This is a genomic window from Pseudomonas sp. PP3 (assembly GCF_905336995.1).
Classification (GTDB): Bacteria; Pseudomonadota; Gammaproteobacteria; order Pseudomonadales; family Pseudomonadaceae; genus Aquipseudomonas; species Aquipseudomonas reinekei.
On record NZ_HG995459.1, the window covers coordinates 2,873,583 to 2,889,570 of the forward strand.

General features: G+C 57.1%; 14 protein-coding genes. 7 read left to right on the plus strand and 7 right to left on the minus strand.

The window, feature by feature from the left end; all coding sequences use genetic code 11:
* Window positions 1-147: 147 nt before the first annotated feature.
* Both galU and gorA read left to right on the plus strand, forming a co-directional pair.
* Window positions 148-987 carry a UTP--glucose-1-phosphate uridylyltransferase GalU gene (gene galU, locus KHO07_RS13125; RefSeq protein WP_008065368.1) on the plus strand — a complete coding sequence of 280 codons (840 nt, stop codon included), beginning with the start codon at window positions 148-150 and terminating at the stop codon, window positions 985-987.
* Window positions 988-1,117: 130 nt separating this feature from the next.
* Window positions 1,118-2,476: a glutathione-disulfide reductase gene (gene gorA, locus KHO07_RS13130; protein WP_212627438.1), complete on the plus strand. Its 1,359-nt coding sequence runs from the start codon at window positions 1,118-1,120 to the stop codon at window positions 2,474-2,476.
* Here gorA and KHO07_RS13135 read toward each other — a convergent pair.
* On the minus strand, window positions 2,473-3,486 hold the full coding sequence (locus KHO07_RS13135) for a DNA-binding protein (RefSeq protein ID WP_212627439.1): 1,014 nt from the start codon (window positions 3,484-3,486) through the stop codon (window positions 2,473-2,475). The two genes, gorA and KHO07_RS13135, sit on opposite strands and share 4 nt — an antisense overlap.
* Before the next feature lie 175 nt (window positions 3,487-3,661).
* Between KHO07_RS13135 and KHO07_RS13140 the strand changes: the two genes are divergently transcribed.
* The 3 genes from KHO07_RS13140 (at window position 3,662) to ahpF (ending at window position 6,997) form a co-directional block, all read left to right on the plus strand.
* On the plus strand, window positions 3,662-4,600 hold the full coding sequence (locus KHO07_RS13140) for a site-specific integrase (protein WP_212627440.1): 939 nt from the start codon (window positions 3,662-3,664) through the stop codon (window positions 4,598-4,600).
* A gap of 138 nt (window positions 4,601-4,738) precedes the next feature.
* Complete coding sequence (ahpC, locus tag KHO07_RS13145) at window positions 4,739-5,302, plus strand: alkyl hydroperoxide reductase subunit C (protein ID WP_007975937.1); 564 nt, start codon at window positions 4,739-4,741, stop codon at window positions 5,300-5,302.
* 129 nt (window positions 5,303-5,431) lie between these two features.
* The gene (gene ahpF / locus KHO07_RS13150; protein WP_212627441.1) at window positions 5,432-6,997 is read left to right on the plus strand and encodes an alkyl hydroperoxide reductase subunit F; all 1,566 of its coding nucleotides are present in this window, start codon (window positions 5,432-5,434) and stop codon (window positions 6,995-6,997) included.
* Window positions 6,998-7,141: 144 nt separating this feature from the next.
* On the opposite strand, the gene gloA is transcribed toward ahpF, so the two are convergent.
* Window positions 7,142-7,663, minus strand: coding sequence for a lactoylglutathione lyase (gene gloA / locus KHO07_RS13155; RefSeq protein ID WP_150733121.1), 522 nt, complete (start codon window positions 7,661-7,663; stop codon window positions 7,142-7,144).
* A gap of 145 nt (window positions 7,664-7,808) precedes the next feature.
* On the opposite strand from gloA, the gene KHO07_RS13160 reads away from it, so the two are divergent.
* Window positions 7,809-8,333, plus strand: coding sequence for a DUF4946 domain-containing protein (locus KHO07_RS13160; protein WP_212627442.1), 525 nt, complete (start codon window positions 7,809-7,811; stop codon window positions 8,331-8,333).
* Window positions 8,334-8,509: 176 nt separating this feature from the next.
* Here the strand turns inward: KHO07_RS13160 and KHO07_RS13165 are convergent, their stop codons facing one another.
* Complete coding sequence (locus KHO07_RS13165) at window positions 8,510-8,875, minus strand: histone-like nucleoid-structuring protein, MvaT/MvaU family (RefSeq protein ID WP_095194748.1); 366 nt, start codon at window positions 8,873-8,875, stop codon at window positions 8,510-8,512.
* 234 nt (window positions 8,876-9,109) lie between these two features.
* Window positions 9,110-10,642: a cyclic diguanylate phosphodiesterase gene (locus KHO07_RS13170; RefSeq protein WP_212627443.1), complete on the minus strand. Its 1,533-nt coding sequence runs from the start codon at window positions 10,640-10,642 to the stop codon at window positions 9,110-9,112.
* Window positions 10,643-11,205: 563 nt separating this feature from the next.
* Here KHO07_RS13170 and hppD point away from each other — a divergent pair.
* Entirely contained in the window at window positions 11,206-12,282 is a 1,077-nt protein-coding gene (hppD, locus tag KHO07_RS13175; protein WP_150733118.1) for a 4-hydroxyphenylpyruvate dioxygenase, read from the plus strand.
* 126 nt (window positions 12,283-12,408) lie between these two features.
* Here the strand turns inward: hppD and rarD are convergent, their stop codons facing one another.
* The 3 genes from rarD to KHO07_RS13190 form a co-directional block, all read right to left on the minus strand.
* Window positions 12,409-13,290: an EamA family transporter RarD gene (rarD, locus tag KHO07_RS13180; RefSeq protein ID WP_212627444.1), complete on the minus strand. Its 882-nt coding sequence runs from the start codon at window positions 13,288-13,290 to the stop codon at window positions 12,409-12,411.
* A gap of 135 nt (window positions 13,291-13,425) precedes the next feature.
* The gene (locus KHO07_RS13185; RefSeq protein ID WP_212627445.1) at window positions 13,426-14,439 is read right to left on the minus strand and encodes an aldo/keto reductase; all 1,014 of its coding nucleotides are present in this window, start codon (window positions 14,437-14,439) and stop codon (window positions 13,426-13,428) included.
* A gap of 132 nt (window positions 14,440-14,571) precedes the next feature.
* Window positions 14,572-15,882, minus strand: a complete 1,311-nt coding sequence (locus KHO07_RS13190; protein ID WP_212627446.1) for an MFS transporter — start codon at window positions 15,880-15,882, stop codon at window positions 14,572-14,574.
* Window positions 15,883-15,988: the final 106 nt, after the last annotated feature.

The following is a 15,988-nucleotide window of genomic DNA, read 5'->3' on the forward strand; positions in this document are numbered from 1 at the left end:
CAGCGATCTGCGCGGATCTGTGCGGAACTATCCGTGCGAATATTTCTCTATGTTGACATCGGTTAGCCAGCGCGGGGCATTGTAAGGTGCCCGCCGCCTGATTAGACTGCGCCGAAACTCGTACACACAGCCCTTTCAAGGACTTATATGATCAAGAAATGCTTGTTCCCAGCAGCCGGTTACGGTACTCGCTTCCTGCCAGCGACTAAAGCCATGCCCAAGGAAATGCTGCCGGTGGTAAACAAGCCACTGATCCAGTACGGCGTCGAAGAAGCACTGGATGCCGGGTTGACCGAAATCTCCATCGTCACCGGTCGTGGCAAGCGCGCTCTTGAAGACCACTTCGACATCAGCTACGAGCTGGAAAACCAGATCAAGGGCACCGACAAGGAAAAATACCTGGTCGGTATCCGCAAGTTGCTCGACAACTGCTCGTTCTCCTACACCCGCCAGACCGAAATGAAAGGCCTGGGCCACGCCATCCTGACCGGTCGCCCACTGATCGGTGACGAGCCTTTCGCCGTGGTATTGGCGGACGACTTGTGCGTCAACCTCGAAGGCGACGGCGTACTGACCCAGATGGTCAAACTGTACAAACAGTTCCGCTGCTCGATCGTGGCCATCCAGGAAGTCGATCCGCAAGAAACCAACAAGTACGGCGTAATCGCCGGCGAAATGATCCGCGACGACATCTACCGCGTCCACAGCATGGTTGAAAAACCAAAACCTGAAGATGCGCCGTCGAACCTGGCCATCATCGGTCGCTACATCCTGACCCCGGACATCTTCGACCTGATCGAACAGACCGAACCAGGCAAGGGCGGCGAAATCCAGATCACCGACGCCCTGATGAAACAAGCCCAGAACGGCTGCGTAATGGCCTACAAGTTCAAGGGCAAGCGTTTCGACTGCGGCGGCGCCGAAGGCTACATCGACGCAACCAACTTCTGCTTCGAGAACTTCTACAAGACTGGCAAGGCTTACTGATAGCGCGTTAGTTGCTTGTATTGAAAAGCCACCTTCGGGTGGCTTTTTCATTTTCTGACTCCATATCGATTGCAACGCTTGCCCAACAGATGACTGCAGGTATGCTGTTGGCCTGCCGAGGAGATTGAAAATGGCCTACGATTTTGACCTTTATGTGATTGGTGCCGGTTCTGGCGGTGTGCGGGCTGCTCGATTTTCGGCCGGTTTCGGCGCGAAGGTGGCGGTGGCCGAGAGTCGCTACCTGGGTGGTACTTGTGTGAACGTCGGCTGTGTGCCGAAAAAATTGCTGGTCTACGGCGCGCACTTTGCCGAAGACTTCGAACAGGCGTCCGGTTTCGGCTGGACCCTGGACGAAGCGCAGTTCGATTGGTCGACGCTGATCGCTAACAAGGACCGCGAGATCAATCGCCTGAATGGGATCTACCGCAACCTGCTGGTCAACAGCGGCGTAACCCTGCATGAAGGGCATGCGAAGATCGTCGATCCGCATACCGTCGAGATCAATGGCGAGCGCCACACCGCTAAAAACATCCTGATCGCCACTGGCGGCTGGCCGCAGATTCCGGAGATTCCGGGGCATGAGCATGCGATCAGTTCCAACCAGGCCTTCTTCCTCAAAGAGTTGCCCAAGCGTGTGTTGGTAGTTGGCGGCGGTTACATCGCGGTCGAGTTCGCCGGGATCTTCCACGGCTTGGGTGCGCAGACTACGCTGTTGTATCGCGGTGAAATGTTCCTGCGTGGCTTCGATGGTTCGGTGCGCAAGCATTTGCAGGAAGAGCTGACCAAGCGCGGCATGGACCTGCAATTCAATGCCGACATCGAGCGCATCGACAAGCAGGCTGATGGCAGCTTGAAAGTAACGCTCAAGGACGGTCGTCAGCTGGAAGCTGATTGCGTGTTCTACGCCACTGGCCGCCGGCCGATGCTGGACAATCTCGGATTGGAAAACACTGCCGTCAAGCTCGACAACAAAGGCTTTGTTGACGTGGATGAGCTGTACCAGACCGCCGAGCCTTCAATCCTCGCTCTTGGCGACGTGATCGGGCGTGTGCAGCTGACTCCGGTAGCCCTGGCAGAGGGCATGGCCATTGCGCGACGCCTGTTCAAGCCAGAGCAATATCGCCCGGTGGACTACAAGATGATCCCGACGGCGGTGTTCAGCTTGCCGAACATTGGCACCGTCGGCTTGACCGAAGAAGAGGCGCGCGACGCTGGCCACGAGGTGCAGATCTTCGAGAGCCGCTTCCGACCGATGAAGCTGACCCTGACCGAATGCCAGGAGCGTACGCTGATGAAGCTGGTGGTAGATGCCAAGACCGACAAGGTGCTGGGCTGCCATATGGTCGGGCCGGATGCCGGTGAAATCGTCCAGGGTCTGGCGATCGCCTTGAAGGCCGGCGCCACCAAGCGCCACTTCGACGAAACCATCGGCGTGCACCCGACGGCCGCCGAAGAGTTCGTCACCATGCGTACCCCGGTCGCCGGCTAATCGTCCTTGGCGGCGTCTGCCGCTGCTGCAACGGCGGCGGCCAGACGCTGGCTTTCTTCAAGCTCTACCTGGGTTTTGGTCAGTTCAATTTCCAGCGCTTTGTTGATCTGCGACTGCTCATCGATGTTCTGTTTTTGCGCCTGGCTTTCCAGTAGCGCAACGCGCAGGCGTTCCTGGAGGAGGGTGCGCTCGGCATCGACGCGGGTGGCTTGTTCCAGTAGCTGATCCTGACGGTTATTGCTTTGCTTGAGTTGATCCTGCAACAGGCTCAGCTCACGCAATGTCCCACGGTTCTCCGTCAGCAAGCGCTCGTTGTCGCGGTGCAACTGAGTGATTTCATCCTGGCGTACCAGCGCACTTTGCTGCGCCTGGCGTAACTCCATCTGCAATTGCTGCACCTGAGTTTCATGGCGGCTGTGTTCCTGCTCGCGCTGTTCCTTGACGGCATTGCGGTAATGCTCCAGCGCGTCACGGGCATGCAGGTGTTTTTCTTCCAGAGAGCGGATCTGCTCATCCTTGTCTTGCAAGCGTAATTCGAAATCTGCCAGTGCCTGATTGAGCCCGGCATTGCGGGTTTGTTCAGTCTGCAGCGTGGCAAGAGTGTCCTGCAGGGCTTCGTGTTCCTGGGTCAGCGCCAGGCTCTGGATTTCGTACTGCTCGTGGAGTTCGTTATTGGTTTCCTGTGCTTCCGCCAGCTGGGTCTCCAGGGCCTTGCGTTGTTCTTCGAACTGCTCGCGGGCCTGATCAATCGGCTCTTGCGCCTGTTCTTTCAAGCGTTGGGCCAGTCGTGTCACCAGCGCCAGGAGCTCATCGTCGATCGGTTCAGCGGGTTCGGCTTCAACACGCTGAGCGCCGTCATCCAACTCTTTGAGATAGCGATGAATCGTGGTTTTTGAACCGGTGTTCCCCATTTCGATACGTACTGCATCGATGCTCGGGTTCTCACCGCGGGCAAGAATCGCCAAACGGGCCGCTTGCACGACTGCCTTATTTACACCGCCACGGGCCATGACTACTCCTACGATTTCGTAATGTGGTACGTACTGCCTGAATACACATTGTACCATCCAATTTTAAAAGTTAAATACAAGACGTTTTTGACACGGGATATACTGGTATTACCCCGTGTGACAACATCTATCGGCGAAATACCCGCTGAAACGGTACGTTTTTGAGATCTGCGCCATGACCGAGCTGGACCGCTACCTGCACGCCGCCACCCGCGATAACACCCGTCGCAGTTATCGGGCGGCCATCGAGCACTTCGAAGTCAGTTGGGGCGGGTTTCTGCCGGCCACCGGCGATAGCGTCGCGCGCTATCTGGTTGCGCATGCCGGTGTGTTGTCGATCAACACGCTCAAGTTGCGCTTATCGGCGCTGGCGCAATGGCACAGCAGTCAGGGTTTCGCCGACCCAACCAAGGCGCCCGTGGTGCGCAAGGTGTTCAAGGGCATTCGCTCACTGCACCCGGCTCAAGAAAAACAGGCGCAACCGCTGCAGCTTCAGCATCTGGAACAAGTGATCGGCTGGCTCGAGCAGGAGGCGGTCGTTGCCAGAACGGCAGGTGATCGTCCCGGTTTGCTGCGTGCGAAGCGCGACAGTGCGCTGATCCTGTTGGGTTTCTGGCGCGGTTTTCGTAGCGACGAGTTGTGCCGCGTACAGATCGAGCATGTGCAAGCCACTGCCGGTTCGGGGATCACCTTGTTCCTGCCGCGCAGCAAGAGTGATCGCGAAAATCTCGGCAAGACTTACCAGACACCCGCCCTGCAACGCTTGTGTCCGGTGCAGGCCTACATCGACTGGATCACCGAAGCTGCGCTGGTACGCGGGCCGGTGTTTCGCGGCATCGACCGCTGGGGGCATTTGAGTGAGGAGGCGCTGCACGCCAACAGTGTGATTCCGTTACTGCGACAAGCGCTGGAACGCGCAGGGATTGCCGCCGAGCTCTACACCAGTCACTCGTTGCGTCGCGGCTTTGCTTCCTGGGCGCATCAAGCCGGTTGGGACCTGAAATCGTTGATGAGCTACGTCGGCTGGAAGGACATGAAGTCGGCCATGCGCTACATCGAGGCCAGTCCGTTCCTGGGCATGACTCGCTTGCCCGAAAAGCCGTTGGCTACTTAAATTCAGATTTCTTCTATTAATACTGTGGGCTAATAGCTAAAACCCATCAGCAGCATCAAGTTTGCCAATGAGCCTTCTATCGATCGAGTGGGTAAAGTTCTCTCCATCAACTTCTTAACCCCTGACGGAGAGTCAACGATGCCTATCATCAACAGCCAAGTAAAACCGTTCAAAGCTGACGCATTCAAAAACGGCGACTTCGTAAAAGTCTCGGACGCTGACCTGAAAGGCAAGTGGTCTGTCGTTTTCTTCTACCCAGCAGACTTCACTTTCGTATGCCCAACCGAGCTGGAAGACCTGGCTGACAACTACGACGCATTCCAGAAACTGGGCGTCGAGATCTACAGCGTTTCCACCGACACTCACTTCGCTCACGCTGCCTGGCACAACACTTCGCCAGCCATCGGCAAAATCCAGTACACCATGATCGGTGACCCGACCCACGCCATCTCCCGCAACTTCGACGTGCTGATCGAAGAAGCAGGCCTGGCTGACCGTGGCACCTTCGTGATCAACCCTGAAGGCCAGATCAAAATCGTTGAACTGAACGATGGCGGTGTAGGCCGTGACGCATCCGAGCTGCTGCGCAAGATCAAGGCTGCTCAATACGTTGCTGCCCACCCAGGCCAGGTTTGCCCAGCCAAGTGGAAAGAAGGCGAGGCCACTCTGGCTCCGTCCCTGGACCTTGTCGGCAAGATCTAAGTCTGTGACGCGCTTCATCAGGGCGGACATCCGCACCTTCTAAGCAAGCTGCACCGCCCAATAAAAACGCCCGGGCGAGATTCGCTCGGGCGTTTTTTTATGTCTGTGAATACAAAGGAAATCGCCCGTATGTTGGACGCCAATCTTAAAGCCCAGTTGAAATCGTACCTGGAACGGGTCACCCAGCCGATCGAGATCATTGCATCCCTCGACGACGGTGCGAAATCCCAGGAAATGCTTGAACTGTTGAAAGACGTTGCCAGTCTTTCCAGCCAGATTACTTTGCTCGATAACGGTGACGATGCACGCAAGCCATCGTTCTCGATCAATCGCCCGGGTGCCGATATCAGCCTGCGTTTCGCCGGCATCCCGATGGGCCACGAATTCACGTCCCTGGTGCTGGCCTTGCTGCAAGTCGGCGGCCACCCTTCGAAAGCCAGTGTCGAAGTCATCGAACAAATCCGTTCGATCAAGGGTGAGTTCAGCTTCGAGACTTACTTCTCGCTGTCTTGCCAGAACTGCCCGGACGTTGTCCAGGCGCTGAACCTGATGGCCGTGTTGAACCCGAACATCCGCCATGTTGCCATTGACGGCGCGCTGTTCCAGGCAGAAGTCGATGAGCGCCAGATCATGGCGGTGCCGAGCATCTACCTCAATGGCGTGAACTTCGGTCAGGGCCGCATGGGCCTGGAAGAAATCCTCGCCAAGATCGACACCAGCGGTATCGAACGCCAAGCCGAGAAAATCAGCGCCAAGGAAGCCTTTGACGTACTGGTTGTCGGCGGTGGCCCGGCCGGCGCTTCGGCGGCGATCTACGCAGCCCGTAAAGGCATTCGTACCGGTGTGGCGGCTGAGCGTTTCGGTGGGCAGGTGCTGGACACCATGGCCATCGAGAACTTCATCTCCGTGCAGGAAACCGAAGGACCGAAACTGGCCAGTGCCCTCGAAGAACACGTTAAGCAATACGACGTCGACATCATGAACCTGCAACGCGCAAGCGCGTTGATCCCGGCGAAAAATCCCGGCGAGTTGCATGAAGTTCGCTTCGAAAGCGGTGCCACACTGAAAACCAAGGCACTGATCCTCGCTACCGGCGCACGCTGGCGCGAAATGGGCGTGCCGGGTGAGCAGGAATACAAAGCCAAAGGCGTTTGTTTCTGCCCGCATTGCGATGGCCCGTTATTCAAAGGCAAGCGCGTAGCGGTGATCGGCGGCGGTAACTCCGGTGTTGAAGCGGCGATCGATCTGGCGGGCATTGTCAGCCACGTCACGCTGCTGGAGTTCGACAGCAAGCTGCGCGCCGATGCGGTGTTGCAACGCAAGTTGTACAGCCTGCCCAATGTCGACGTCATCACCAGTGCACTGACCAGTGAAGTGAAAGGTGACGGCCAGAAGGTCAACGGTCTGGTGTACAAGGATCGCGACTCGGGTGAGTTCAGCACGATCAACCTTGAAGGCATCTTCGTGCAGATTGGTTTGCTGCCGAACACTGACTGGCTCAAAGGCACCGTCGAGCTGTCACCTCGCGGCGAGATCATTGTCGATGCACGTGGCGAGACTTCGCTGCCGGGCGTGTTCGCCGCCGGCGACGTGACCACCGTGCCGTACAAGCAGATCGTGATCGCGGTAGGCGAGGGCGCCAAGGCTTCCCTGAGCGCATTCGACCACTTGATCCGGACCTCAGCCCCGGCGTAATTCCGGACGCTGAAAAAACAAAACCCCATGAGTGATCATGGGGTTTTTTTGTATTCGCATACCTGTAGGAGCCGGCTTGCTGGCAATGGCGATTTCAAGGGCGCCATCGTTGGCAAGCCAGCTCCTGCAGGATGGGGTCATGCATCACAGCGGCGCGGGCTGAATGATCTCGACCCAATAGGCATCCGGGTCCTTGATGAACGCCAGGCTCTTCATGCGGCCATCAGTCAAGCGCTTCTGGAAATCGCAGCCCAGTGCTTCGAAACGCTCGCACGCAGCAACGATATCCGGCACCGAGATGCAGATGTGGCCAAAACCGCGCGGGTCAGTGTTGCCGTTGTGGTAGGCAAAGTCCGGGTCGTTTTCGGTGCCGTGGTTGTGGGTCAGTTCCAGGATGCCAGGGATCGATTTCATCCACTCGGTGCGTGCAGCGGCGTCGGTCGGGATCTGGGCCTTGTCGACCAGTGCGAGGAAGTACAGGCTGAATTCGGCTTCCGGGAAGTCGCGTTTTTCCACCAGCGAGAAACCCAACACGCGCGTGTAGAAGTCCAGGGACTTGGTGATGTCCTTGACCCGCAGCATGGTGTGGTTGAAGACGAACTTCTGGGTGGCGGTGTCAGGTTGTGCGGTAACGCCGGGGAAGGTGTTCAATTCTTGCAGGCTCATGGGCCCTCCGGAAAATAAGTGGGGCTGACGATTGGCGACAATGATACGCAAGGGATGCGACATCACCAAACCTAAAGCGTCGGCTCTTGCCTGACGATCGGTCGAGGCTCAGACTCCACGGCTCATCTTGTGAGTGTTCAGGGCAATGATTCGAATCGGCAAATCGGTATTCATCTTGATGGGCGTGTTGTGCGCGATAGCCACTGCTCGCGCCGAAGCGCCGGTCATGACCTGGCCTGCCGGCTGGCAGGTCGAAGAGATTGAGCAAAGCGAGGCGGCGTCCGGTGTATCTCGTCAGCGTGCGGTGAAAAACGATCAGGACGGCACGCCAGTCATGGTGATGGAGTTGACCATGACGCGGGTTGAAAGCGGACATCAGGTGAACCTGGAAGGCGTGTTGCTCGAAATGCGCAAGTCGGTGCAAAAAGACTTCTTTCAAAGTGGCTATCAAAGTGTCTGCAACCGGATTCATCCGACAACGTTGAGCCGTTTATCTGCATTGGAATCCACCTGCACCATCACACAAAACGGACGGCATGTGCTTTCTCAAACTTTGGTCGCCGCCGTGGATGCTGATAAGGCCTATGTTCTTTCCTACGCAGGGCAGGCTGAGGCTTATAGGGGCAGTCAGGATGAAATAGAAGCGGTACGAAACGGCTTGAAACTTTAGCTGAAGACTTTAGTGGTTGCAGGCTTTGCACAGCGGGCACTGAAATTTTTAGATACCCAATGGATTAAGCACAAAGTTAGTCGGCAAGTAGCGAGTTGATCGAGACACATCGTTGCATTTAGAGGGTATTGATGAAAAAGCCCTGCATTAGCAGGGCTTTTTTTACAACGCGAATGTTAGCCGCGCAGCCAGGAGTCAACGGTGGAAGCACCGTATTGTTCCTTCCAGGCTTTCAGGCCGCGGTGATTGCCGCCCTTGGTTTCAATCAGTTCACCGGTGTGCGGGTTCTGATAAACCTTGACCACGCGAGCGCGGCGGGTTTTAGGTGCAGTGGCCTGTTGCAAGCCGGATTTAGCCGGGTTCGGGTCGAGAATGGCGATGATGTCGCGCAGGCTCTTGCCGTAGGTTTTCATCAGCCCCTGGAGCTTTTCTTCGAATTCGATTTCTTTCTTGAGCCCGGCATCGTTCTTCAGGGATTCAAGCTGCTTGAGCTGTTCTTGAAGGGCCTTTTCAGCTGCACGAAATTCAGCGAGTCTGGACAATATCTTTACTCCAATAGTGTGTTTGGCTGATACCAACCGCAAACAAAGCTATAAGCCAAGAGCCTTGAAGCGACTCGGTGATAAGTGGCTCACCTGCCAAATTACCGCAGGCATGAAAAATTGTAGTAGTTAATTGACCAAGAGTAAATCATGTCTTTTTCTTCATGTAACAAGAGTAGTCTTTTGAATCAAATTGGTGCGTCTTTTAGCCGTCTCGTCGCATAAGCCCAAGGGTTAATGATCGCTTAATGCACTAATGAACTCAGCGCCAGGCATGGGCCGGCCAAACAGATAGCCTTGCTGGAAGTTAACGTTAAGCGTTGTCAGGTAATCACTTTGCTCCTGGGTTTCTACACCTTCTGCAACCATTGACAGCTCGAGCTTGCCGGCAAGTTGGATGATGGTGTCGAGAATATGGCTGGAAGGTGTGTCGATGCCGATCATCGCGACAAAGCTCTGGTCGATTTTCAGGAAGTCGACATTGAACTGGCGCAAATAGCCGAGGCTGGAATGCCCGGTGCCGAAATCGTCAATGGCGATCATCACGCCAAGTTCATGCAACTGGTCGAACAGTTGATGAGTGAGCTCAGTGGGTTCAATCAGTTCGCGCTCGGTTAACTCCAGTACCAGGTGAATGGAGCCGGGTGCGAAAGCACCGAGGAACTGGCGGCAATCCTGAATCAGATCGAGGTTCTGGCAATGGCTGGCAGTGATGTTGATACCAATGTGAAAGGGCTCGGCAAACGAAGTGGACAGCGGGCCCAGCAGGGCTGCGGTTTGCTGCATCAAAGAACGGGTCATCGGCACGATCAGCCCGGAATGTTCGGCAAACGGAATGAACAGATCCGGACGCACCAGGCCTTCCTTCGGATGATTCCAGCGCATCAATACTTCGATGCCCGAGAGTTTCTTGCTGTCGCCATGCACCACAGCCTGAAAATAAGGAACGAACTCTGCAGCGTCCAGCGCTCGTTGCATTTCCAGGGTGGGGGAGGTTGAGCGCTTCTGAAGAACATGGCCGATCGCGCCGGAAATGAACCCGAAAAAGATCAGTAAGCTGAACAGCGGCGGGTATTCACTGGTCATGTAGCGCCAGGTTTCGCCTTCCGGGAAGCCAGCCGCCACGCTGAAATCATACCGGGTTGATTTGAGCATGCTTTGGGCGACGGGAAAGTCGGGCAGGGGCTCATCGTGAACACGGCCATCGGCGGTTAGCCAGTGACTGCCGACCTGCAGTATCAGCAATGTATGCCGGCCAATCAGGCGCAGTACGTTGCTCAAGTGGTAACCATCCAGCGTCGCCAACGCACCGCGTTTGCCATCCTCGAGCCGATAGACCAACAAGGCGGTATCGGGCGTGACCGGATTGCCCTTCATCAGTAACAACCGGCCACCGGCATAGTCGCCGGAAGCGACTTTTTCGTGATAGTCGCCAAACAGGGAGCTGCAATAAATAGTGTCGGCCCACATCAGGTTGGTCGAACGCACGAAGGGCCGTCGGGTGACTTGCTCGCGTAGGGCGAGGTTGACGTCCAGGCAGTTTTGCCCTGCCATTGGCAACAACTCGCGCGCCGCCTGAGCCGTGTTGTCGAGCATCAGTTCAAATTGGCGAATGGCTTCTTCGGCGGTTTCTTGTGCATTCTGTTCGAGTGCCCGCCCGGCCTGCATGTAGAGGATGACAGAGCCCAACAGTACCGGAAGCAAGCCACTGAGCAAGGTCACCGCAACCTTGAGCCGGCGTTTTCGGGGTTTGGTTTTTAGTGGCATTCGCAGAACCTGTAGCGATGAAATGGAGCTCTCAAATGCTGGCAGGGCCAAATGCCTTCCAAAAAGAGTTCAGGTACGAGCCATGATAGTTCGCGTATGGCCATTTTGCCGCTCAACGGTAATCCAGTCGTTCAGCCGGTTTGATAAAGGCCAGCGTCGCCGGTGATGCCTGGCGCTGGTCGAGCACGGCCAGGCCGCGCTGCTGCTGGGCGAGCAACTTACACTGGCGAAGTATTGGGGGAAAGGCCGATTGTGGTCGGGATATGTCTGTGCAACAAACCCCTTGCACGTGCGGGAAAAAGGCGGATTTTATAGAGAGGGCGGACAAACTGATTTACGCTGTGTAGAATCAGGTTACGCATACAAGAATAATCGTCTTCTGGCAGCAGAAGCCTCGCCCGCAATAGCCTTGGGTCGACAATGAAGATATTTGGGTTTCAATTGATCTACGGTGATTTCCTCGCCCGCAGCGTGCGGGGCATCTCCTGCGCGCCACCCACCGGTCTCAGCATTGCTAGCAACTAACGTTTGTTAATTTCTAAAAGCATGATGAGGCGCCAACCATGGCAGATTTATACGAAAACCCGATGGGCCTGATGGGCTTTGAATTCATCGAGCTCGCATCGCCGACCCCGAACACCCTGGAGCCGATCTTCGAGATCATGGGCTTCACCAAGGTCGCGACCCACCGTTCCAAAGACGTGCACCTGTATCGCCAGGGCGCGATCAACCTGATCCTCAACAACGAACCCAACAGCGTCGCTTCGTACTTCGCGGCCGAGCACGGCCCGTCGGTGTGCGGCATGGCGTTCCGCGTCAAGGATTCGCAAAAAGCCTACAAGCGTGCGTTGGAACTCGGCGCCCAGCCTATCCACATTGAAACCGGTCCGATGGAGCTGAACCTGCCCGCGATCAAAGGCATTGGCGGTGCGCCGCTGTACCTGATCGACCGTTTCGGTGAAGGCAGCTCGATCTATGACATCGACTTCGTGTTCATCGAAGGCGTCGACCGTCACCCAGTCGGTGCCGGCCTGAAGATCATCGACCACCTGACCCACAACGTGTATCGCGGTCGCATGGCCTACTGGGCGAACTTCTACGAGAAGCTGTTCAACTTCCGTGAAATCCGTTACTTCGACATCAAGGGCGAATACACCGGCCTGACTTCCAAGGCGATGACTGCACCGGACGGTATGATCCGCATCCCGTTGAACGAAGAATCGTCCAAGGGCGCCGGGCAGATCGAAGAGTTTTTGATGCAGTTCAACGGCGAGGGCATCCAGCACGTTGCGTTCCTGTCCGATGACTTGCTCAAGACCTGGGATCACCTGAAGAGCATCGGCATGCGCTTCATGACCGCGCCGCCGGACACTTACTACGAAATGCTCGAAGGCCGTTTGCCAAATCACGGCGAGCCGGTGGGCGAACTGCAGGCGCGGGGCATTTTGCTGGACGGTTCGTCCGAGTCGGGCGACAAGCGTCTGCTGTTGCAGATCTTCTCGGAAACCCTGATGGGCCCGGTGTTCTTCGAGTTCATCCAGCGTAAAGGCGACGATGGTTTCGGTGAGGGCAACTTCAAGGCGCTGTTCGAGTCGATCGAGCGCGACCAGGTTCGTCGTGGTGTTCTCGCCACCGACTAAGCCGTTACACCGATAAAACTGTGGGAGCGAACCTCCTCGCGAAAGCGATCTGTCAGTCAACATCCATGTTGAACCTGACGACGCCTTCGCGAGCAGGCTCGCTCCCACATTTGTTTTTGGGTGAGCTTACGGGCGTCTTTGCCGCATCAAATGCTTGAACCCTTCAAACACCAACACCAGCACCGCCATCCAGATCGGGATATAGGTCAGCCATTCGGTCGGCTTGATGCTTTCGCCCAGCAACAATGCCACGCCCAGCAACAGCACCGGTTCAACATAGCTCAACAACCCGAACAGGCTGAACGGCAGCAAGCGGCTGGCGATGATGTAGACCACCAAAGCCGACGCACTGATCAAGCCCAGCAGCGGGATCAGCCACGTCAGCGCCGGATGCTGATCGAACACGCCAAAGCCTTGTTCGCCGCCGTGCACGAACCAGTAGGCGATCGGTAGCATCAGGGTCATGTCCAGCCAGAGCCCGCCGAGGTTGTCGGCTTTCAGCCATTTGCGCAGCACGAAATACAACGGATAACCGACGACGACCAGCAGCGTGGCCCAGGAAAAACCGCCCACCTGATACAACTCATTGACCACGCCCAGCGTGGCGAAAAACACCGCGACTTTTTGCAGGTACGACAGGCGTTCACCGTAGGCGATGCGCCCGGTCAGCACCATGGCCAGCGGCAACAGGAAATACCCAAGCGACACATCGAGACTATAGCCGTTGAGCGGCGCCCACATGAACAGCCAAAGCTGTACGCCCAAGAGTGCCGAAGAGAGCAGCAGGCCGGCGATCAACTTGGGTTGCGCGCCGATGCGCCGCAACAGGTCGATCACGCGCCGCCATTCCCCGGACACCAGCATGAACACGGTCATGCAGGGCACGGTCAGCAGCATGCGCCAGCCAAAAATTTCCACGCCGCTCAAAGGTGTGAGCAGCGACGTGTAGTAATACATGACGGCAAACAGCACCGAGGCTGAAACCGATAGAGCGATACCTTTAGACAAACTGTCCTCGCGTGATTTTGAGTGAGTGTGAAACGGGCGCAGAGGATACGTGTTTTTTCAGCCGGACATTGACCGATCAATCAATAAATAACCTGTGGGAGCTGGCTTGCCAGCGCCTACAGGGTACATAAGTCGTCAGGCAGTACGCGGTTTACGGCCCGACACGAAATGGCTCACATCATTGAACCCCGGTGTCGAGGCATGCCCCGGTGTCACCAGCGAATCGATGAAGGCTTCATCTTCAGGCGTGATCTTCACCGCTTGTGCCTTAGTGTAGGCGTCCCATTGTGCTTCGGTGCGCGGGCCGACAATGGCGGAGGTGACGGCGGCGTTGTTCAGCACCCAGGCGATCGCGAACTCGACAATGCCGACGCCGCGCTCCTGAGTGTATTGCTGGATCTGCTGAGCGATGCGCAGCGATTCCACACGCCATTCAGTTTCCAGAATTCGCTTGTCGGCGCGGCCGGCTCGGCTGTCGGCATCGGGTTTTGCATCCGGCGCGTACTTGCCGCTGAGCACGCCGCGCGCCAAGGGGCTGTAAGGCACCACACCGAGACCATAATTCTGCGCCGCAGTGATCTGCTCGGTTTCAGCCTGGCGGTTGACGATGTTGTAAAGCGGCTGGCTGATCACTGGCCGGTCGATGCCCAGTCTGTCGGCGATGCGAATCACCTCGGCAATGCGCCAGCCGCGATAATTCGACAGGCCCCAATAGCGGATTTTGCCCTGGCGAATCAGGTCGCCAATGGCCGATACCGTGACGTCCAGCGGCGTGTTGTGGTCTTCGCGGTGCAGGTAGTAGATGTCGAGATAGTCAGTGCCCAGGCGCGTCAGGCTGGCGTTGATGCCATTGAAGATGTGCTTGCGGCTCAGACCGCTGCGGTTCGGCACGCCGTCCACCGGGCCGAAGCCGACCTTGGTCGCCAGCACCCACTCATGACGGCGGCTGGCGATGGCCTCACCGACAATTTCTTCGGAGCGGCCGTTGGTGTAGACGTCGGCGGTGTCGATGAAATTGATGCCTTGGTCCCAGGCCTTGTCGATGATTCGCAGGGACTCTTCGGTGCTGGTCTGTTCGCCGAACATCATGGTGCCCAGGGTCAGGGTAGACACTTGCAGGCCCGAATGACCCAGTGTGCGGTAGCTCATGAGGAAATCCTTTTGCCGGAGGGAAAGGCTCAATCAAATACCAGAACCACCGCCGGGAGCAAACGCAAATCTCATACACACGCACGAAACAACTGTGGGAGCCTGCCAGCTCCCACAGGGGATTTGCTGTGCTTAGACGCGCAGGGTGCGAGTCATGCGCAACGCCAGCAAACTACCGCAGACAATCACGCCTGCCAGTAAGTACAACGCCGCATCGGTCGAGCCGGTGCTGTCCTTGACCCAGCCCACCAGGTACGGGCTGAGGAAACCTGCCATTTGACCCATGGAGTTGATCAGCGCCAGGCCACCCGCCGCAGCGCCCGCACTGAGCAGCGCGGTCGGCACCGGCCAGAACATCGGCAGGCCGGTGAGGGCGCCCATGGTGGCGATGGTCAGGCCAAGGATGGCAATGGCCGGGTTGGCGGCGAAGTTCACGGCGATCAGCAGACCGAGCGCGCCCATCAGCATCGGCACCACCAAGTGCCAGCGGCGTTCTTTATGCAAGTCGGCCGAGCGGCCCACGAACAACATGAACAGCGCCGCGAGCAGGTACGGAATCGCACTCAACCAGCCAATCACCAGGTTATCGCTGAAGCCCAGGTTCTTGATGATCGACGGCAGCCAGAAGTTGATCGCGTAGACGCCGCTCTGAATGCAGAAGTAGATCAGGCCGAACGCCCAGATCGCCGGGTTCTTGAACACCGCCAGCAGGGAATCGGTGGTGGTTTTCGGCTTGTTGGCCAGGTCTTCGGCGTGGTCGGCTTCCAGCACCGAGCGCTCGAACGGCGTCAGCCATTTGGCATTGGCGTAGCTGTCGCTGAGCAGGAAATACGCCAGTGCACCGAGTACAACAGTCGGCACGCCTTGCAGCAAAAACATCCACTGCCAACCGGCCAAACCGCCCTGGCCAGCGGCGAAGTGATTGAGAATCCAGCCAGAGAACGGGCTGCCGAGCAGGCCCGACACCGGGATCGCCGACATGAACAGCGCCATGATGCGGCCACGGCGGAAGGTGGGGAACCACTGCGAAAGATAGAGCACCACGCCCGGGAAGAACCCGGCTTCGGCCGCGCCGGTGAACAGGCGCAAGGTGTAGAACTCGGTCGGGGTGGTGACGAACAGCAGGCAGGTCGACAGCGTGCCCCAAGTGATCATCATCAGCGCGATCCAGCGTCGTGGGCCGAATCTGGTCAGGGCGAGGTTGCTCGGCACGCCGCACAGCACGTAGCCAATAAAGAAAATCCCGGCACCGAGGCCGTACACGGTTTCGCTGAATTTCAGCGCGTCGAGCATCTGCAGCTTGGCAAATCCAACGTTCACCCGGTCGAGGTAGTTGAACAGGTAGCAGATGAAAATGAAGGGGATCAAACGCAGGGTAATGCGTTTGTAGACGGCGTTTTTCTCGTCAACGATGGCCTGGGTAGCGGCGGCGCTCTGTGACATGGCGGCTCTCTCTTTATTATGATTTTTTGCGATGCAAGGGTAACGTTGATCGCCCAGAGAGTCTCGACCACCCTCGGGGCTGCTGTCTTTGTGCCTGAGCACAGGG

Coding starts and splice junctions, on each gene's coding strand:
- KHO07_RS13185 (WP_212627445.1), bottom strand. CDS start 14,439: ATGAGCTACCGCACACTGGGTCATTCGGGCCTGCAAGTGTCTACCCTG.
- hppD (WP_150733118.1), top strand. CDS start 11,206: ATGGCAGATTTATACGAAAACCCGATGGGCCTGATGGGCTTTGAATTC.
- galU (WP_008065368.1), top strand. CDS start 148: ATGATCAAGAAATGCTTGTTCCCAGCAGCCGGTTACGGTACTCGCTTC.
- KHO07_RS13160 (WP_212627442.1), top strand. CDS start 7,809: ATGATTCGAATCGGCAAATCGGTATTCATCTTGATGGGCGTGTTGTGC.
- ahpF (WP_212627441.1), top strand. CDS start 5,432: ATGTTGGACGCCAATCTTAAAGCCCAGTTGAAATCGTACCTGGAACGG.
- KHO07_RS13140 (WP_212627440.1), top strand. CDS start 3,662: ATGACCGAGCTGGACCGCTACCTGCACGCCGCCACCCGCGATAACACC.
- gorA (WP_212627438.1), top strand. CDS start 1,118: ATGGCCTACGATTTTGACCTTTATGTGATTGGTGCCGGTTCTGGCGGT.
- KHO07_RS13135 (WP_212627439.1), bottom strand. CDS start 3,486: ATGGCCCGTGGCGGTGTAAATAAGGCAGTCGTGCAAGCGGCCCGTTTG.
- KHO07_RS13170 (WP_212627443.1), bottom strand. CDS start 10,642: ATGCCACTAAAAACCAAACCCCGAAAACGCCGGCTCAAGGTTGCGGTG.
- gloA (WP_150733121.1), bottom strand. CDS start 7,663: ATGAGCCTGCAAGAATTGAACACCTTCCCCGGCGTTACCGCACAACCT.
- ahpC (WP_007975937.1), top strand. CDS start 4,739: ATGCCTATCATCAACAGCCAAGTAAAACCGTTCAAAGCTGACGCATTC.
- KHO07_RS13190 (WP_212627446.1), bottom strand. CDS start 15,882: ATGTCACAGAGCGCCGCCGCTACCCAGGCCATCGTTGACGAGAAAAAC.